The 18,707-nt window shown below is 64.0% G+C and carries 19 protein-coding genes; 10 read left to right on the top strand and 9 right to left on the bottom strand.

Features of this window, described 5'->3' with window-relative positions:
- The first annotated feature begins 57 nt into the window (after positions 1 to 57).
- Positions 58 to 702 (top strand): TetR/AcrR family transcriptional regulator, encoded by a 645-nt coding sequence (locus ACNEOT_RS05515; RefSeq protein ID WP_415972781.1) that lies wholly within the window; start codon positions 58 to 60, stop codon positions 700 to 702.
- Positions 703 to 709: 7 nt separating this feature from the next.
- On the opposite strand, the gene ACNEOT_RS05510 is transcribed toward ACNEOT_RS05515, so the two are convergent.
- Entirely contained in the window at positions 710 to 1,711 is a 1,002-nt protein-coding gene (locus tag ACNEOT_RS05510; RefSeq protein ID WP_415972779.1) for an EamA family transporter, read from the bottom strand.
- Between the two features lie 39 nt (positions 1,712 to 1,750).
- Here ACNEOT_RS05510 and ACNEOT_RS05505 point away from each other — a divergent pair, with 39 nt between their 5' ends.
- Complete coding sequence (locus ACNEOT_RS05505; protein WP_415972777.1) at positions 1,751 to 2,284, top strand: CGNR zinc finger domain-containing protein; 534 nt, start codon at positions 1,751 to 1,753, stop codon at positions 2,282 to 2,284.
- An 89-nt stretch (positions 2,285 to 2,373) separates the two neighbouring features.
- Positions 2,374 to 2,685, top strand: a complete 312-nt coding sequence (locus tag ACNEOT_RS05500) for a hypothetical protein (protein ID WP_415972776.1) — start codon at positions 2,374 to 2,376, stop codon at positions 2,683 to 2,685.
- A gap of 28 nt (positions 2,686 to 2,713) precedes the next feature.
- On the opposite strand, the gene ACNEOT_RS05495 is transcribed toward ACNEOT_RS05500, so the two are convergent.
- Together ACNEOT_RS05495 and ACNEOT_RS05490 are read right to left on the bottom strand one after the other, a co-directional pair.
- On the bottom strand, positions 2,714 to 3,811 hold the full coding sequence (locus ACNEOT_RS05495) for a hypothetical protein (protein WP_415972774.1): 1,098 nt from the start codon (positions 3,809 to 3,811) through the stop codon (positions 2,714 to 2,716).
- Positions 3,802 to 5,160, bottom strand: a complete 1,359-nt coding sequence (locus tag ACNEOT_RS05490) for a hypothetical protein (protein ID WP_415972772.1) — start codon at positions 5,158 to 5,160, stop codon at positions 3,802 to 3,804. The genes ACNEOT_RS05495 and ACNEOT_RS05490 overlap by 10 nt, the downstream gene beginning before the upstream one ends.
- Positions 5,161 to 5,359: 199 nt before the next feature.
- Between ACNEOT_RS05490 and ACNEOT_RS05485 the strand changes: the two genes are divergently transcribed.
- The 5 genes from ACNEOT_RS05485 (at position 5,360) to ACNEOT_RS05465 (ending at position 10,574) form a co-directional block, all read left to right on the top strand.
- Complete coding sequence (locus ACNEOT_RS05485) at positions 5,360 to 6,481, top strand: ABC transporter ATP-binding protein (protein WP_415972771.1); 1,122 nt, start codon at positions 5,360 to 5,362, stop codon at positions 6,479 to 6,481.
- A 35-nt stretch (positions 6,482 to 6,516) separates the two neighbouring features.
- Positions 6,517 to 7,893 (top strand): ABC transporter substrate-binding protein, encoded by a 1,377-nt coding sequence (locus ACNEOT_RS05480; protein ID WP_415972770.1) that lies wholly within the window; start codon positions 6,517 to 6,519, stop codon positions 7,891 to 7,893.
- An 86-nt stretch (positions 7,894 to 7,979) separates the two neighbouring features.
- On the top strand, positions 7,980 to 8,816 hold the full coding sequence (locus ACNEOT_RS05475; RefSeq protein WP_415972768.1) for a metallophosphoesterase: 837 nt from the start codon (positions 7,980 to 7,982) through the stop codon (positions 8,814 to 8,816).
- A 56-nt stretch (positions 8,817 to 8,872) separates the two neighbouring features.
- Positions 8,873 to 9,775, top strand: a complete 903-nt coding sequence (locus tag ACNEOT_RS05470; RefSeq protein ID WP_415973662.1) for a carbohydrate ABC transporter permease — start codon at positions 8,873 to 8,875, stop codon at positions 9,773 to 9,775.
- The gene (locus ACNEOT_RS05465) at positions 9,765 to 10,574 is read left to right on the top strand and encodes a carbohydrate ABC transporter permease (RefSeq protein WP_415972767.1); all 810 of its coding nucleotides are present in this window, start codon (positions 9,765 to 9,767) and stop codon (positions 10,572 to 10,574) included. Before ACNEOT_RS05470 ends, ACNEOT_RS05465 begins: the two co-directional genes overlap by 11 nt.
- Here ACNEOT_RS05465 and ACNEOT_RS05460 read toward each other — a convergent pair whose 3' ends face one another.
- The 3 genes from ACNEOT_RS05460 to ACNEOT_RS05450 are packed head-to-tail and all read right to left on the bottom strand — an operon-like array spanning position 10,575 to position 13,402.
- Entirely contained in the window at positions 10,575 to 11,468 is an 894-nt protein-coding gene (locus ACNEOT_RS05460) for a LysR family transcriptional regulator (RefSeq protein ID WP_415972765.1), read from the bottom strand.
- A complete protein-coding gene (locus ACNEOT_RS05455; protein WP_415972763.1) occupies positions 11,450 to 12,805 on the bottom strand; it encodes an AGE family epimerase/isomerase in 1,356 nt (451 codons plus the stop codon). Before ACNEOT_RS05455 ends, ACNEOT_RS05460 begins: the two co-directional genes overlap by 19 nt.
- 39 nt (positions 12,806 to 12,844) lie before the next feature.
- Positions 12,845 to 13,402, bottom strand: coding sequence for a dihydrofolate reductase family protein (locus ACNEOT_RS05450; RefSeq protein ID WP_415972761.1), 558 nt, complete (start codon positions 13,400 to 13,402; stop codon positions 12,845 to 12,847).
- 206 nt (positions 13,403 to 13,608) lie between these two features.
- On the opposite strand from ACNEOT_RS05450, the gene ACNEOT_RS05445 reads away from it, so the two are divergent.
- Positions 13,609 to 14,601, top strand: coding sequence for a manganese catalase family protein (locus ACNEOT_RS05445; protein ID WP_415972759.1), 993 nt, complete (start codon positions 13,609 to 13,611; stop codon positions 14,599 to 14,601).
- 55 nt (positions 14,602 to 14,656) lie between these two features.
- Here the strand turns inward: ACNEOT_RS05445 and ACNEOT_RS05440 are convergent, their stop codons facing one another.
- Entirely contained in the window at positions 14,657 to 15,748 is a 1,092-nt protein-coding gene (locus tag ACNEOT_RS05440) for a spore photoproduct lyase family protein (protein WP_415972757.1), read from the bottom strand.
- A gap of 50 nt (positions 15,749 to 15,798) precedes the next feature.
- Complete coding sequence (locus ACNEOT_RS05435; RefSeq protein ID WP_415972755.1) at positions 15,799 to 16,683, bottom strand: LysR family transcriptional regulator; 885 nt, start codon at positions 16,681 to 16,683, stop codon at positions 15,799 to 15,801.
- A 114-nt stretch (positions 16,684 to 16,797) separates the two neighbouring features.
- On the opposite strand from ACNEOT_RS05435, the gene ACNEOT_RS05430 reads away from it, so the two are divergent.
- A complete protein-coding gene (locus tag ACNEOT_RS05430; protein WP_415972754.1) occupies positions 16,798 to 18,042 on the top strand; it encodes an MFS transporter in 1,245 nt (414 codons plus the stop codon).
- Here the strand turns inward: ACNEOT_RS05430 and ACNEOT_RS05425 are convergent, their stop codons facing one another.
- The gene (locus tag ACNEOT_RS05425; protein WP_415972753.1) at positions 18,043 to 18,633 is read right to left on the bottom strand and encodes a hypothetical protein; all 591 of its coding nucleotides are present in this window, start codon (positions 18,631 to 18,633) and stop codon (positions 18,043 to 18,045) included.
- Positions 18,634 to 18,707: the final 74 nt, after the last annotated feature.

Raw genomic sequence — 18,707 nt, 5'->3', positions numbered from 1 at the left:
GGAATGCTTGTCTGCGAACACTTTGCATCTGATACCGAGCGGTGTCAAGATCTGTGTGTGACTACCCATCACAGTGAAGTCGGCCGCACCTACCGGGGCGCTCCCCAGCAGCAGCGGCAGCAGGAGCGTCGAACCCGACTGCTCGATGCCGCCGTCGAAGTCTTCGGCACCACCGGCTACCGGACGGCAACCGTGGAGAAGGTCTGCAGCGAGGCCGGGCTCACCAAGCGCTACTTCTACGAGTCCTTCACCAACAGCGAGGACTTGCTGATGGCCACGTACGCCCGAGCCACCGACGCGATGCGCGAGAACATCCTCGCCGGAGCGGCCGCCGAGACCGACTCCAGCGAACAGGTGCTGCGAGGAGCCCTGACAGGGTTCTTCACCTTCGTTGCCGAGCAGCCCAAGTCTGCTCGGATCGCCTTCGTCGAGATTCTCGGCGTCTCCCCCACCGTGGACGCGCTGTACCGCAAGACCACCACCTCGTTCTCCGCGACGGTGCTACAGATAGCCGAGACCGTCGGGTCCAGCCGCGGCCTGGCCGGGCCGAACCGTCGAACATTGGCCATGGGATTGGTGGGCGCGGTTCTCACCATTGCTCAACAATGGCTGCTGTCCACCGAGCGCGAACCTCTCGAATCCGTGATCGCCAGCGCCCACACCATCCTGGCCGCCGTGGTGTTCGGGCGCGTCGACGACTGACCAGTTGTCAGGCTCTGCTCTGCAGCGGCTCCACTGGGGCGTCCGCGGTGGAGCGCTCGCCGGATTTGACGACGATCACGCCGAGCAGAATCAGTGCGCCACCGGCCAATTGGATCGGTGCCGGAGCCTGCCCGAGCAACAGCCACGCGAACACAAGTGCGGCAACGACTTCCATCAAGCCCATGAACGACGCCAACCGCGACCCGAGGCGTCGGCCCGCGGCGATTCCGAGGACGTAGGCCAGTGCGGCGGTGACGACTCCGAGACCGATGATCGGAACCCACCACGGCACGACGGCGTCGACGAAGGTGACGTCGGTCAACGGGGCGGCGAACGGGACGATTCCCACGAGTCCGGCGACCAGCAGGATCAACCCGCCCGCGAGTAGCCCGCCGCCGGCGAGCACGATCGGCGGAAGTCCGTTGCTCTCGTCGGCCGAGAGCACCCAGTAGACCGCAGCACCGGCCATGGCCCCGAGAGCCCACAGCACGCCGACGGTGTCGACGTCTGCCCCGGAGATCAGGTCGAGTACCAGCACGAGACCCATCGCGGCCAGCAGTGCACCCACCAGGGTCAGGCGGCCCGGACGTTGCTGGTGACGAAACCACATCCATCCGATGACGGCCACGGGCGAGGTGAACTCGATGAGCAGCGCCACTCCCACTTCCATGCGTCCGACGGCGTTGAAGAACGCGAGCTGGCAGCCCGCCACCGCGAACGCTCCGTACGCGGCAATCAGCTTCCAGTTCTTCGCCAGCAGGCTCCACCGCCCGCGCAACGCAAGGAGCGACGGAATCAGCAACACCGCCGCGGCGAGCAGAATGCGCGCGGTCACGGCGGCCCCGGCCGTCCAACCGGCGTCGAGCAATCCCGTGGCCAGCGAGCCGGAGAGCCCGAACGACGCGGCCGAGAGCAGCGCGAACCCGAGCCCCGACAGTCGACGCGAGCGCGCTGCGGCGTCGCGAGTAGCCGCAAGATCCACCTGCGCGTCATGAGTATCAGCCGTCATGACATGTGACAGTAGAGGGCAGCCTGGTAAGGTGTCAACATGCTTTTCGCTCATGACACCGAGCTGTCACTCCTGGCGGCCGTGGCATTGGTCAATTCCGGTGAAGATCCGGACACCATGACCGCCCGCGAGGAGTTGGCCGAGTTCTTCACCGGCCAGGGCTACTCCGGGCGCTTCGACGGCGACGACGCCGAGCTCGACGCCGTTCGGGCACTGCGGCCGACCCTGCGCACGCTGCTCACCAGCACCCGCGACGACGCCGTGATCGAGGTGAACCGTCTACTCGCCGAGTCCTCGGCACTGCCACGACTGGTTCGCCACGATGAACTCGACTGGCACATCCACGCCGTCGCCGACGACAGTCCGCTCGCAACGCGCATCGTGGTCGAAACCGCGATGGCCATGATCGACGTCATCCGAGCCGACGAACTCTCCCGCTTCGACGTCTGCGCCGATCCCGACTGCAAAGGGTTGGTTCTCGACCTGTCACGCAACCGGTCTCGCCGATTCTGCAGCACCACCTGCGGCAACCGAGCGGCCGTTGCCGCGTACCGGGCCCGCAAGGCGCAGTAGCGCCTGCCCGCCGTGTGCGGCGGGACACAGGGGCATATTCGGCCGACTTTCGGGTATTCGCGGCGTGAACTGATCGAAAGGAATACCCCATGGTCGAGCAAAGGCCTACCGAGAAAAGCTGGGCGCGAGCAACCCTGAACATGCTGGCTGTCGTCATGATCTTCGCCGGGATCGCCGCGGCGGGTGGTCTCATCGCGGCACTTGCAGGCGGCTTCGAGGGTTGGGCAATCGTCGCGGCCATCGCTGTCATCGTGCTGTTTGCAGGCGGCTTCCTGGCCGTTCGCGAGGGTGCCAAGCGACGTGCCCGCGAATCGAACACCGTGGTCTACGCCCCCGACAACACCGACCAACTGTTCGACGTGGACCCGAACACCGGTGAGCGCACTCCACGTCGGTCCTAGAACGGTCGCGGGGTGGAACCGAGCGAGCTCAACCCGGGACCGATTCGAGACGGACCATCGAATCGGTTCCGAGAAAGAACACCCCCGAAGCGGTCTCGGCGATCGAACCCGATTCCGTGAAACCGTCCGACCTCTCGGGCAAGGGCCACCGCCAGCGCACGTCGTTCGATTCCGTGGTGGCCACGAGCGCGTCCTCCTCGAACGAATAGACGGTGCCGCCGACGGAAGTCTCGGTGGCATACGGGTCTCGTAGCTCCCACACCTCCGCACCGTTCTCCGCGACCGCGGTTGCGTCGGGCAACAATTCGAGCCCCTCGAGCGGAGTGCCGGTTCGTGGATCGAAGAACGTGGCCTCGCCGCCGAGGGTGACGAGACCGCGACCGTCGGACACGTGAATCAGCGGGCCCTCCACGCCATCCCAGCCCGCAAACGACGTGATCGGACGCGACCACATCCGGTCGAGGGCATCGATGGAACCCCCGTGCAACACAGATTCACCGTCCTCCGGGTTGCCCTCGAGCACGAAAACGGACGAGCCATCGCTCTCGACGGCGTACGCGAACCACGCTTCGGGCATCGGCGTTCTCCGTGCCTCCCCGTCGCCCACTCCGATCCTCACGATGGACGGGACGTCGGAATACGAATCCAGACAGACGATCTCGCCCCGAACGGGAACACTCGCGCATTCGTCGACTGAACCGGGCGACTTCTTCCATCGCACACTGCCGTCGTCGGCATCGATCGCGACGAACTCGATCGCATCCACCGAGTAGGAACGCGGATTGGGCAGTCCGATAGCGCTGACCAGAACATCACCGCCGTCGATCACCCCCGCGACGCTCGAATCGTAGGCAAGATCTGCTGCGGGAGAACGGAATGCGGCGAACTGCCTCCCGTAGACGGTTTCGGCATCGATCTGCCAGGTGGGCTCGAGGACGGGTCCGGGTGGTACCTCGGTCGTGGTGGCCTCCGAGAATGTCGGTGTCATCGCTTCGCTGTCGGACGGCCGTTCGACGGGAACGTCCTGCTTCGATACCACGACGACTGCGGCGATGATGGACGCCACTGCAACCAGCACCGCAGCTGCTGCGCGGACATTGCGCGTGGTCGAATCCTTCACGGCCACTGCGCAATCGAAGCCTGTGCCACGGCGTCGAGAATATCGAAAGGCAACGGGTCCGGCAGAACCAGCGGTGCGTACTGCGTGCGATCGAGGTCGACCGTGGAGCGCACCGATACCTGCACCCCGGTCGGTCGTGTCACCATCACCGAACGCGTGAGCTGTGTGGTGCCATCTTCGGATGTCATGCTGTTCACGACATCGGCGTCGTAGCTCTCGACCACAGAACCGTCGGGGAGCGTGCGGAATTGGACGACGGGCCCGTACGCGTTCTCCGGATCGTACGGGTCTCTCGCAACCGGCAGCGCCGCTCCTCCCGACACGGAAATGGACAATCCGATATCGGTACCGACCACCTCGAGATCGGTGCACACCCCGGAACCGTAATAGCCCGGAACAAGGGACCCGATCGGTCTATCCAGCGGCGGAGCGGAAGGGAGCGACTCCCACGTTTCCGTCAACGCGTCGTTCGCCGACTCGACGGACTCGGCCCGAATCTCGGCGACGGTTCCGTCCTCGTCAGACAACATGCCGCCCGAAGAGACGGAGCAATCCTGCCGTGGAGCAGGAGTGTCGGCCGGAGCAGGAACCGTGACTCGCAGCTCTGGCCGTGCGGCAATGAGAGCCAATTCTGATGTCTCCAGCGGGAATTCGGCCGAATCGGTGTCGGTGAGAGTGGCAGTCACCTGCGTCCCGTCCGGGTGATAGGCGGTGGCCGTGCGGAAGTGCGATCGGTTACCGCCGTACTCGTACCAACTGTCGTTGGTGTCGACGACGGTGCCGTCGGGCACGGTGATTCGCGCATCGAGAGCGCCCGCAACACAGGTGGGGATACCGGTGTCCGACGGTCGGACGTCGACGCTTGCGTAGGCAGAAGAGCCGGCCCGAGCCAATGTTCCCGTCGCGCTGGTGCTGGGCTCGAAGCCCTCCGGCATGTCGGCGCCGAGGTCGTCTACAGGTTGAAAGGTCAGCGACTGGGATGGGGCGGCCAGCTCAACGGTGACATCGCTGGGCAAAGCGGCAAGCACTGCAGCTGACATGGCACCGGCTTTACCCGAGGTGAGCCAGGGATAGGCAGGGTTGTCGTACGACGGGGTGTCACCCCCGATGGACGACGTCATGAACAGTTCGCTCTCACCGGACGGGGGCGGCTCGACCTCCGAGCAGCCCGGGATGTCCACCGGATACTCGATCGGCTCGGACACGATGGAGTAGTCACTGTCGACCGCGGCCTCTTCGGTGGACACCGCATTTTCCGGTGAATGCAGCAACCCGGCCGCCACCACACCGAGCGCCACGACCGTGACGATCACCGATACGTCGATGATGGCGTCGTATCTTCTACCTTCGGGCACGGATCGACAATACAGACCCAGCGGAAGGTTTTTGTGCTTCCGAGCTGACGATCGGCCGAGTGCGAGAACCTATCGTTCCAGCTCATCGTCGCTACCGACCGACAGGTGAGCCTCATTCTGCCCACTTCGTTCACCCCCGATACACCACCGGGTGTTGGCATAGCCCCATCGATTCGACAGCACCAGGTGAGGGGTTGCGGTGGGCCGCATACAGCTCGAGTCCGTGTCCAAGATGTACGGCAACACACAGGCGATCGAGGATGTGGATCTCGATATCGCCGACGGCGAGTTCCTGGTTCTTCTCGGACCGAGCGGTTGCGGAAAGTCGACCCTGCTGCGTTTGGTGGCCGGCCTGATCCAGCCGTCGAGCGGCCGAATTCTTCTCGACGGCAACGACATCACCGCCGCTCCTCCGCGTAGCCGCGATCTTGCGATGGTGTTTCAGAGTTACGCGCTCTATCCGCACCTGACCGTCGCCAAGAACATCGGTTTTCCGCTTCGATCACGGAGGTTTTCCCGCACGGCCATCGCGGACTCGGTGGCCGCGGTCGCGGCAACGCTCGACCTGAGCGAGTTGCTGGGACGAAGACCAGCCGAACTCTCGGGTGGGCAGCGGCAACGAGTTGCGCTGGCAAGAGCCATGGTTCGAGATCCGGGTGCCTTCCTGATGGACGAGCCCTTGTCCAACCTCGACGCGAAGCTCCGCAGCGCCACACGCACCGAGCTGATCGAACTCCACCGGCGGATCGGCGCTACCTTCGTCTACGTCACGCACGATCAGGTCGAGGCCATGACCATGGCGACCCGAATTGCTCTGATGGACAACGGCCGCATCGAGCAGGTCGGCACACCGGCCGAGCTCTACGACACCCCCCGATCGACCTTCGTGGCCGGATTCCTCGGTGCCCCGCCGATGAACCTGTTCGACGCCACCGTCACCGAAAGTCGGGGCGAACTCCATGCTGTCGCGCCCGGCGTGAACATTCCTCTCGGGATCGAGGCCGACTCGCATCCCGAACACCCGATCGTCGTGGGCATTCGGCCGGAGAAGATGCAGGTCGTCGACACACACGCTCATGTGGAGGCAGTCGTCACCACTGTCGAGAACCTCGGCAGCGAAGAGCTGATCCACATCCGCGCAGGCTCGAACCCGTTGTGTATCAGAGCGCCTCGCCCATCCAACACCGAGCCGGGTGCCCCGGTCGCGGTATCCGTCCGCCCAGAGGACGTGCATCTGTTCGACCGCGACAGTGGTCGACGCCTGATGTGGACGCCCGAGAACACACCCGCCCGAACCGGCACACCCCTGTTCGTCGCCTGACCGACCATCCCTCGTCATCGAATGGAGACCCGACAGTGAAACGCACTCTCACAGGATCGGGAGCGCTCGTCGTGAGCGCTCTGCTGTTGACCGCATGCGGAGGGCTGGGAAGCACCAGTGCCTCTACCTCGGCGGCAGGATCGACTCCGATTCCCGAACTCGCACCGGATCAACCGGTGTCGATCGTCTTCGAGAGCTACAACTACGGACTTGCCGGTGCGTGGACGGACACCTTCGACACCCTGATCGCCGAGTTCGAGAAGCAGCATCCGAACATCGATGTCACCGCGCAGAAGCCGCAGGGCAACAGCCCCAATCCCGCCACCGACACGGTGTCGAGCATCCAGAGCCAGATGGTGGCCGGAGCTGCGCCGGACGTAGCGCAGCTCGGCTTCAGCGACCTCGACTTCACCATCAACCAGTTGGGAGCGAAGTCGCTCGACGACCTCGTCGGCAAGGACGAGGTGCAGCGCAATTTCGACGGCGCACGCCACCCTTACGCTCCCACGGCGCGAGTACTCGCCGATTGGAACGGCCAAACCTACGGAGTGCCGTTCGTCTTCTCCACTCCCGTTTTCTATTACAACGCAACACTGTTCGAGCAGGCCGGCCTCGATCCGGCGACTCCGCCCACCACCTGGGACGAGGTGGCGTCCGCAGCGTCGGCCATCGCGGCGAAGACCGGCAAGGGTGGGGTGTACCTGGACTGCCTCACGAAGTCCGCAAAGGACTGGTGCTTCCAGAGCCTCGTTCGATCCAACGGCGGCCGGGTGATCTCCGACGATCGGTCGACGCTCGAGTTCGACGAAGAACCCGTCATCGAAGCGACCACGATGGCGCGCTCCCTCGTCGACTCCGGAGCCACCCCCAAGCTCAGCCAGCAGCAGGGATACGAGGCCTTTGCCCGTGGCGACATGGGAATGATCCTGGAATCCAGCGCAATTCAAGGCACGTTCATCAAGGGCGCGAAGGACAAGTGGGATCTGCGCGCCACCACGATGCCGTCGTTCGACTCCAAGCCCGTCGTACCGACCAACTCCGGGGCATCGCTGTTCACCTTCGCCTCCGACCCCGCGAAGCAGCGTGCCTCGTGGGAGCTGATCGAGTTCCTGACCAGCGAGGAGTCCTACACCGCGATCTCGAAGGGGATCGGCTACCTGCCCCTGCGTACCGGCCTCGTCGACGATCCCGACGGGTTGAAGGACTGGGCCGAATCCAGCCCGTTGATCGAGCCCAACCTGACGCAGCTGGAGACGATGGAGCCGTGGGTATCGATGCCCGGCAACGATTATCTGCAGATTCGGGACGGCATGATGGACGCCGTCGAATCGATCGTCTACCAGGGAGCAGATCCGGCTTCGACATTGACGGCCGCCCGTGAGCAGGCGACGACGCTTCTCCCCGCATCATGACCGCGGCAGGAGTGGAGCCCGCGGAACGACCCAATGAGGCAGGAGTAGAGCCTGCGGAACGACCAGGTTCCGGGAGCTTCACACTGGTGCAGCTGACCGACACGCACCTACGTGCCGAGGGGGAACTGGTGCATGGAAGGGTCGACACCTTTGCGAATCTGAGGTCGGTGCTCGACCTGCTCGTGGCCTCCGGTCAGCGCGTCGACGCGTTGGTGTTCTCCGGTGATCTGGCGGACGACGGTGACCCGGCCGCATACCGCCGTCTGCGCGACGCGGTCGAACCTGTGGCCGAATCGTTGGGCGCTGCAATCATCTACGCGATGGGCAATCACGACGAACGGGCAGCGTTCGGTCGCGAGTTGCTCGACGAAGGCGACATGCCGGATCCGCATCGCACGTGGGACTCGGTGCACGTCGTCGACGGCGTACGCATCGTCGTCCTCGACAGCTCCACCCCGGGCCGGCACGACGGCCGGATAGAGCAGCACCAACTGCGTTGGCTCGCAGATCGATTGGCGACGCCGTCTCGGCGCGGGACGATCCTGGTGTTGCACCATCCACCGATCTCGTCGCCGGTGACGACGGTCGACTACCTGCGGTTGCAGAACCCCGACGACCTTGCCGAAACGATCGCGGGATCCGATGTGCGGATGGTCCTGTGCGGCCACGCGCACCACACCGGGGCGGGGTCCATCGGTGGCGTTCCGGTGTGGGTCGGGCCTGCGATGTCGTATCGCGTCGATACCGCTCCCCCGCTCGATCGGCACCGAGGCCTCACCGGCTTCGGCTTCAGTCGGGTCGATCTCCTCGAATCCGGCTTCGCCGCAACCGCGGTCGACGCGACGCCTGCCGCGGTGGTCTACGACGAGTCCAGGCAGTCTGTGCTGGCCAAGCTGGCGGATCTCTCGCGCCGGGCCGGGTGACGGGTGTGTTCGTCACCGTGGAGGACCGACCGCGCGAGATCGTGGTCGCGCCGAGAATCGAGCAGTCGGCGACGCCCGGCCGATGGCGACGGGCGACGCGGGCGGCGCAGCCGTACCTGTATCTGACGCCTGCCGTCGCACTGTTGATCGCGTGGACGTATCGGCCGCTGGTGCAGGCGGCGGAGCTGTCGACGTATTCGTGGAATCTCCTGCCGACCACACCGATGGTCCCGGTCGGTGCCGACAACTATCGGAGGCTGCTCGAGCTGCCGGCAGTGGGAGACTCACTCTGGCGCACAGCGATTCTGATCGTCGGGCTGCTTCCGTTCTCCATAGTCCTACCGGTGGTCATCGCGTTCGCCACGCGCAGTGTGAACGGACGCGCCCGAGTGGTGTACCAGAGCATCGTCTTCGCGCCGTTTCTCATCGCACCCGTCGCCGGTGCAGCCGTCTGGCAGTGGCTGCTCGATCCCGGTGCCGGCATCGTCAATCGAATGATCGGATCCGATCGCAACTGGATCCAGGACGCGGACACTGCGCAGTTCGTGATCATCGTGATCACCGGGTGGCATTTTCTCGGCTTCGCGGTGCTTGTGGTGTCCGCTGGAATGGCCGGGGTGGACAACTCCTATCAGGAGGCCGCGGAGATGGACGGCGCGTCGAAGTGGCAGATCGATCGGTGGATCGTACTGCCGTTGCTCTCACCGACGTTGGTGTTCCTCGCCCTGATGACCGTGCTGCTCAGTGCGCAGTGGACTTTCCCGCTCATCGACACCCTGACCCAGGGCGGTCCCTCTCGATCGACGACGAACATCTACTACCTGCTGTGGGACTACGGCTTTCGTACGTTCGACGCCGGCCTGAGCGCCGCCGCGGGAATCGTACTGTTCCTCGGATTCGGGGCGATTGCCGGTGGACTCGTCTGGCTTTCGGAAAGGATTGCGTTCCATGACGATTGACACTTCTCGCCTCCGCGGACACCTGGTGCTGGCCATCACCGCTCTGGCGTGTGCGTTCCCGATTTACTGGTTGTTCGCAACCTCGTTACGCCGACCCGAGGACGTCTACTCCCTGGCTCCGGTGCCGTGGCCTCTCTCCCTCACCAACTATTCCGACGCAGCGAACAAGGTGGACTTGTTCGGGCTGTTGGGCAACACATTCGCAGTCGCGCTCGTGTCGTCGACGGCACAGTTGCTGATTGCCCTGCTGGCGTCGTACGCCTTCGCGATGTACACGTTCAGGTTTCAGAAGTTGCTGTACCTCGCGTTCGTCGGTACGTGGCTGGTCCCGTTCCAGGTGACGATGTTGCCGAACTACGTTCTGCTGTACCAGTTGGGACTGATCAACACCCTCGCAGGCGTCGTCGTACCCACGCTCTGCTCCGCGTTGGCGGTGCTGCTGCTTCGGCAACACATGGCAGGCTTCCCGAAAGAGCTGATCTCGGCAGCGCAGATGGACGGGCGTTCGTCGTGGTCGATCCTCTGGACGGTGGTGGTCCCCAACCTCCGGCCCGCCCTCGCCGCCCTGTCGATCCTGCTGTTCATCAACTCTTGGAACGAATACTTCTGGCCCGCAGTGGTATTGCAGCGAAGCAACGCAGTACTGCAATTGGGTTTGCGTAGTTTCATGGGTACCGAAGGCACCGACTGGGGGCCGATGATGGCTGTCGCAGGAATGGCGTGCCTACCGGTGTTCCTGCTCTATGTCGTGCTGCAGCGCCACATCGTCGACGCGTTCGTGCGGTCAGGGCTGAAGTGATCACGCCGGTTCGATGCAGCGCACGAAGGCATCGACTGCTGGGTTGGACTCGTTGCCTCGCCAGACCAGATACAGGTCGATTCTCGGAACGGGGTCGAACAGCTTGACGGCCACGGTGTCGGCTCCGACGGCTCCCATGCCCGCCGAGGTCGCCCGGGACCACGACGCGAAGCCGACCAATGGTTTCACCGATACCACGTGCGCCGTCGCACCCGGATCATCGGCAGTCTGGGCAACGTGCAGGCCGATGCGATTGTCTGCGGCGGCCGCGAAGAGGGAGTCGTACATCGCCGGGCACTGCTCCCGGTCGAACATGACGCAGGATTGACTTGCCAACTCCGCGAACGGAACTCCAGTCCGGCCCGCCCAGCTGTGCGCCCGACCGACCACGGCGACGAGCGGTACCCCCTGAAGCACCCGGCGGTAGCGAAACTCCGGCGAGCCGGGTCGGCCGTACACGAACGCGACATCGAGGGTGCCGTCGCTCAGAGCCGCCAGCTGAGGGCCGGTTCGTTTCTCCCACAACGACACCACGACATCGGAGTGGTCACGGCTCATCCGAGCAAGTGCTTCCGGTAGCAGGTGCCGGCTCGCAGGCAGGTTGTACCCGACGTTGAGCGAACGTTCTTCGCCGATCGCGATTGCCCTGGTGACCTTCGCTGCCGTCTCCATCTGCCGAACAATGAGGCGCGCCTGACTCTCGAATTCCCGCCCCGCACGGGTCAGCGTCACCTCATGGGAAGTCCGGGCGACCAACGTCACTCCCAGTGACTTCTCGAGCTTCTGCAATTGGGCGCTGAGCGACGGTTGAGTCAGGTGCAGGCGCGCGGCGGCGCGTCCGAAATGCAGTTCCTCGGAGAGGGCAATGAACGCCGTCAGATGCCTGAGCTCCATGGTCTGCCCTTCGAGGTGTGATGTCTCGCCAGGGTATAGAGCGCACACAGCGGCACCTGAACGGAAGATTTACAGGTGATGCATTCTTGGACCGTGCGTGTCAGTGCACATCGGTCTGCAGCGCCGCCACCATGCTCGAGCCCGTCGCATATCGGCTGATCCATGTCCGCTTGTACGGCGTGGTAGAGATCGGGCTTGCCGCTCCACACCGTCGCTGCCGGAACGTTGTCGACATCGAGTTCGTGGTGCCAGGAGCCGTCGACGCGGTCGATGAAGTACGCATCAGCCACGTCCCACCATTCGCGATAGTCGCTACCGTACCGATCTTCTCCGGTGTGACGGCCCAGAGTTGCGGCAGCAGCAATTGCTTCGCACAGCACCCAGTGCAGACGATTGGTGACGACCGGCTTCCCTGTCCAGTCGGTGGTGTAGACGAAGCCGGGCGTCGGGCCGGGTTGCCATCCATCAAGCGCCGCACGGTGATACAGGGACGCGGCTGCGTCGACGAAGTCGTTGTCGCGCGGACCGTCGGTGAAAGGTTCGGCCTGCACGAGTAGTCGTGCCCACTCGAATCCGTGGCCGACGGTGGCACCGTAGGGCTTGAATTGGTTCGTGACGTCGTCACGGTTGTACTCGAGTTGCGGGATCCACTCGTCGGTGAAGTGCTCCGGGACGCGCCACTCGTTGGCCGCCGCCCATCGACATACGTTGTCGCAGATGCGCAGTGCGCGTTCGCGCCAGATCTCGGGCGCACCGGCGTCGGCGGCGGCCAGCATTGCTTCGACCATGTGCATGTTGGCGTTGATGCCGCGATACGGGTCGAGCTCGGTCCAGTCCACAGTCCATGTATCGCAGCACATTCCATACCGTTCGTCCCAGAATCGGGCGTCGACAGTATCGAGTGCCTCATCGAGAAGCTCTCGGCCCTGGGGGTGACCCACCGCGGTGGCAGCCGCCGCTGCAAGCACCACGAAAGCATGCGTATAGGCCGATTTGACTGCCTCGGGCGAGGACGCGTCGGCGCTGGACTCGAACCATCCACCGTTCCGGGCATCCCGCAGTGTCGACAGCAGTCCGCCGAAGACGCGATCGGCCTTCCTGCGGGATCCCGGTCGCCCGTTCAGGGACGCGAGAAAGTGCACGTGCGCCATCCGAGCGGTGATGTACGTGTGGGCCGGATGATCGAGGTCGGGGTTTCCGCGATCGTCCAGCCACGCGGCACCACCGGCGGGATGGTCGAGGGTGGTTCCGAATCGGAGGAGTCGAGACGCCTCGGTGTCGAGCCACAACCGGTGCGCGGGAAGCGTCCACCAGTTGCGAGTTTTCCCTGAAGCCATCCGTTCATTGTGCTCTGCACGCCGAACACCCGTCCGGTCTCAGCGAGAGACGTTGTAGCGCAGGTACATCCATCCCGACGCGGCAAACACCTTCTGCTCGGCGAGCGTCAGGTCGAGGTGGTGACCGACCGGAAAATACGGCTTGCCCCCGCCGAGGATGGTCGGTAGGAGGATGACCTCGAACTGATCGATCTCGTCGACCAGCGACTCCGCCAGAGCGGCACCGGCCACGGCAATGGTTCCCTCGGTCTCCCGTTTGAGGCGCTGCACTTCGGCGACGGCGTCGGCACTGCGCACCAACCGACATCCATCGGCAACGGAGTCCAGAGTGTCGGAGAAGACGATGCGCGGCGTGTCCACGTACAGTCGCGCGAACTCTGCCTCGATGTCGTCGCCGTCCGCTCGTTCCGGGGCCGTCCAGTAATCCTCCATGGCCTCGTACATTCGACGCCCGAACAGGAAGGCCGCAGTCTCCTCGGTCTGACGATTGAAGAAGCGATGCGTCTCCTCGTCGGGCATGGCGTAGTCGAGACTGCCTGCAGAATCCTCGACATAGCCGTCGAGAGAAACGATCATGTTGAACGTCAGAATTGCCATGTCACTCCTGGAGTCGGTTGGGGTCGTAGGTACTGACCTCGCCGCACGCAGTTAATCACCGGTCGCTTCACTTTCAATCGAAAACTCGCATCCGCAGGCTTGGGCGAACCCTTTATGCAAGCCCGAGACAAGGGGTGGAATGCCTGTTCGCCGGCCGTGCAGAGGGGGCCCAGGATTCGGATACAGACATACGGGGCACCCACTCCATGAGGGCAGCAACTTCGCTGGTCGCAATCTCGGAGGTTCTTATGTACCTGCACGTTCAGTCACTCATCCACGACATTGCCACCGACGAGCCCGATCCCGCCGCCGCCAATGCCCTTCAGGAAGGGCTCGGAGGACAGTTCGGCGAGATGCGCACCATGATGCAATACCTGTTCCAGGCCATGAACTTTCGCGGTGCAGCCGCCAAGCCGTACCGCGACCTGATCCAAGGCATCGGCACCGAGGAGATCAGCCACGTCGAGCTCATCGGCACCACCATCTCGCGGCTGCTCGACGGCTCGCCGGAGTATCAGGGCAAGCTGAGCGACCCTCTCGACACACCCGGCGCGGGCGGAGCGACTCCGTTGAATCTCGCTCTGTCGCAGGGCAATATCCACCACTACCTCGTGGGCGCGCAAGGCGCACTGCCGGTGGATTCGGTCGGCAATCCCTGGAGCGGAAGCTACGTCTACAACTCCGGCAACCTGGTCCTCGACCTGATGTACAACCTCATGCTCGAGTCGACCGGTCGCCTGCAGAAGTGCCGCATGTACGAGATGACCGCCAACAAGGCTGCGCGATCGACCATTTCGTACCTGATCGTGCGAGACCAGGCCCACGAGAACGGTTACGCGAAAGCCCTCGAGACACTGGGCGTCGACTGGAAGAAGACGCTGCCGATTCCCAAGACCAACGCCGAGAAGTTCCCCGAGGTCCAAAAGCTCGTCGAACTCGGGCTGCAGAGCAAGCAGTACAGCTTCGACCTGACCGGTGCATCCGAGGCCGGCCGCATCTTCCAGGGCATGTCCCCGTCGAAGGACGGCACGAATCTCGATGCGAGCGAGCAGGCCCCCGCCGGCGCTCCGATGGAAATCTCACCGGAACGGCTGGAAGAGTTTGCTCCCGGCCTGGACACGGACCTGATGGAACTGATTCAGCAGACCGCCGAGATGGAAATGGCAGAGATCGACGCCACGTTCGGAAAGATGAAGTAACTCTTTAGCTTTCGCAGCCCGGCCTCCACCGCACGACGGTGTAGGCCGGGTTTTTTCACGTCCAGTACAGAAGCTGCGCGTCGGGCAGAACGGACTCGAGTTCTTCGGCGAACCACGTCCGCATCTCCGACATGACGTCCTTCGGATAGACGTACTTCACGCCGCCGAATTTGTTTCGCTTCGCCGTACGGGAACCTTCGTCCATCTCGAGTTTCGTCCCCGGGTACCAACTCAACAGCACGTCCTTGCTGGACGGGGTGAACCGATGGGTGATGATCTCGGCAGTCAGGTCCAGATCGGGAACGTCACGCAATGCGCCCGCGACATTGGAGAGCAATCGACCGTACTGTTCACGCCACTGCGGGATCGGCATGATCGGAGCGATGGTCAGCCCCACTCGATATCCGGCCAGCGCCAACTGTCGTAGCGCCTGGATTCGTGCAGGCATCCGCGCGGTCCCGCCCTCGAATCGATGGGCGATGTCATCGGCGTTGACCGACAAGCGAACTCGGGTGCGACGCCGGTGATCGAGCGTTACCAATTCGGTCACGTCGTCGAACTTGGTGGTGAAACGTAGCGACACACCGTCGCCGTAGGTGCCTGAGCCGACCCTGCGCACGGCCTCGGCGAGCGATCCAGTCACATGCTCGATGCCCAAAGGATCGGTGTAGCAGGAGAGTTCGAAGGTGGTGCCCTCGTGTCCGCGCTCCTCGGTTCCCGAGGTGATGGTGCCGCGGCCAGCGTGGGTACCGATACCGGCCAAGACGTCGTCGAGATTGGCGAACACCCGAGTGATCGGTGGCCCGGACAGCGACCCCGCCAGATAGCAGTACTGACAGTGCGCCGGGCATCCCTTCGCCAAGTCGATTCGCCAATCCGCACTCGGCGGAATCGGTTGCGGCTTCAGCACGCTCGGTGGCGCTACCACCACTGCCATCGTCGTCTTGGCTCGCGCGTAAGTTTCTCGCTCGGTCTCACCACGCAGGCCGGTCAAGCGGTCCCCTGGCAAAACGTCGATCTCGGTCACTCCGGCGGCTTCGCACCGCCGGAGAATTTCCGCGGTGTGAGGAAGCTCGGAGGCGGATCGCGTGATCAGGACGCGAGAAGGCGTCCACAGTCGTGTCGGGGTAGCCAGAAAATCATTCATTACTCCTGTTCAACGTCCGGGGACGGTGGAACCTTCCCGATCACCGCAGCTCAGACGAGATATTCGTCGATCACACTCAGCAGGGCCCTGACCGCGGCACTGGGAGTCCGAGCTGTCGGGGTGGCGACGGCGAGGGGCCACCTCAGGTCGGCGTCCATGATGGTCTTCACGCGCACACCGTCGGTGCCGGACAGGACGAAACTGGGCAGGAGCGCAATGCCGAGCCCGTTGCGCACATAATCGGCACCGGTGGAGATGTCGGTGATCTCGATAGCCACCCTGCGCCGCAGACCCGCCGCGGCGAAAGCGCGGTCCGCCACCGCACGGTTGCCGAAGCCCACCGGCGAGTCGATGAAGTCGAACTCGGCGATGTCTGCCAGCGTCAACGATTTTCGTCCTGCCAATGCGTGATCGAGGGGAAGGGCGAGGTCCAACACGGACGAGGCGAGCTCGCGCACGTCGACTCCAACCGGGTGGCTGCCCGGATCGGAAACGAACGCGAGATCGAGACGGCCGTCGGCGACCGACTCCACCAGACCCTGCGTCCCCGATGCTGCTGCGCCGGTGAACAATTGAACGTGCGGGAACCTACGGTGATACTCCCCGAGCAGGCCCGGAAGATCGATCAAGCCGATGGAGGTCAGCGTGCCGATCCGCAGGGTGCCGCGCAGACCCCCGCGAACCTCGTCGACCACATCGCGAGCGTCACGCGCTGCATCGAGCACTGCGCGGGCACGCGGGAGCAGCGCGCTCCCCGCCTCTGTGAGTAGTACCCGTTTCGAGTTGCGATCCAGCAGCGAGGCGCCGAGCTCACGTTCGAGCGATTTGATCGCGGCCGAGACCGCCGACTGCACGATGTGCAGACGAGCGGCCGCGCGGGTGAAGTTCTGCTCCTCGCTCACTGCGACGAAGTACTCGAGGTGTCTGAGCTCCATCGATCGATCATCGCATATGCAGATGGTTGCGAGCTGTTTTCTTCGTTGGACGCGATGGTCGATGCGGAGGAAAGTGAGAACCGAACGATCGCACACAGACATCGGGAGCACCACATGTCCATCGCCACCCAGACACTCCTTCACCCACTGAACGCACCTGATTCCAGCTCCGCGCGTCGACACGGCGTCGGATTCTGGGTCGTCGCAGCCGCGTTCCTGACTGCCATGGCGTTCTCCACCGTGCCGAGTCCCCTGTACCCGCTCTACCAAGAGCGGGACGGCTTCTCGACCTTCATGGTGACGGTCGTGTTCGCCGTCTACGCCGTCGGCGTCATCGTGAGTTTGATTCTGGCCGGCCATGTCTCGGACTGGGTCGGGCGCAAGAAAGTTCTGATCACGGCGCTGTTGCTCGAATTGGTGGCAGCGATCATGTTCCTCTCCGGCACCGCTTTGCCGGTTCTGTTGGTGGCGCGCTTCATCACCGGCCTCGGAGTCGGCGTGCTCACCGCTACGGCGACGGCGTATCTGCACGAGCTGCACACGAAGCACCGCCCCGAAGCGTCGGGCCAACGTTTCGAGAAGGTCTCCACCGCAGCGAACATCGGTGGGTTGGGAGTCGGTCCACTCGTCGCCGGAATCCTGGCGCAGTGGGTCAGCGCTCCCCTGCACACCCCGTACGCAGTGTTCGCAGTATTGCTCGTGGTCGCCGTCATCGGCGTCGCCCTCGTTCCCGAGACGGTGGCCGAACTCCCGGTGCGGCCCGCGTACCGTCCTCAACGCATCGACGCCGACCACGGTGATCGCGCCGGTTATTTCGCCACTGCCGCCGCAGGCTTCGCGTCGTTCTCCGTGTTCGGTGTATTCACTTCGGTGGCACCGGGATTCGTCGCAGGAACCCTCGACCACCCGTCACGGCTACTCAGTGGTGCCACCGTATTCGCGGTCTTCGGAACCGCAGCGTTGGCTCAAACGCTGACCAGCCGCATGACGAGCACAGCGAAACTCGCACTGGGAATCTCGGCCGAGGCCGTCGGTCTGATCACGTTGGTGACCGGAATGCACGCGCTTAGTCTGCCGATGTTCCTGATCGGCGGAGTGATCGCCGGAATCGGCGCAGGCGTGCTCTTCAAGGCTGCAGTCGGAGCAGTTACCGCCATGGCGGCACCGGCTCAGCGCAGTGAGGCCCTCGCCGGACTGTTCCTCATCTCCTACCTGGGCCTGGGTATCCCTGCCCTCGGCATCGGAGTCGCCACCCTGGAAATGTCGGCAACCACGGCCATGACGGGACTCGCGGCCATCGTGCTGGTCCTGCTAACCGGAGTGGCAATGCTGGCCCGACGGGCAACGGTCGCTCGCTGATCAGGACAACGGTGTCGAAACGAGAGCAGCTGGGGCGCGTCGCCGCCTGATGTGTACCGCCGCACGCACGGCAAGTTGCGCCGCGCCCACAGCAGTCGCTACACCGAAATTCGACGACGTGTCGAGTCGATCGGAACACCGCTTCGCCAAGCTGTCTTTCGATATCGGACCCAGTTGCCCACGCGCCTCGACCGGGAAGTTCTCCGGAAATTCAGCGGTGAGCATGTCGGTCGGCCTCGGTTTCAACACGGACCCGCATGCGACCCTCCGGGGATCGGAGGAGTCGCCGACACGACTGCTCTTGTCTCCCAGCAGTTCTGTCCCCACAACGACCGACAAGCCGAAGGCGCAGACGACAAGCACTACGACGGACGTCCAACGCCAGATCTGCCGGGTTCGATCCATCGATATCTCGCGATAGCGCTTCGCCCACAGGACGAGGGCAACCACAGCCACCGCTGTCGCGGCGAATGTCCATCGCCACTCGCCGGTCATGGCGAACAGCGAGCCGTACAACGACACCGGAACCGTGCACCAAAACGCCACCGACCACGACCACGACCGGTCGGTGAGCTTCGCAAGGTCGGGCATAGCGACGGACTGTACCGCCCGATCGTCCACGCAGTGTCTGTCCACCTCAGCTCCGACAATTCCACTGCTGCTCG

This window comes from Rhodococcus sp. 077-4 (assembly GCF_047782425.1).
Taxonomy (GTDB): domain Bacteria; phylum Actinomycetota; class Actinomycetes; order Mycobacteriales; family Mycobacteriaceae; genus Rhodococcoides.
The sequence above is the reverse complement of the archived record's forward strand: the minus strand, read 5'-3'. Positions and strand labels throughout refer to the sequence as shown.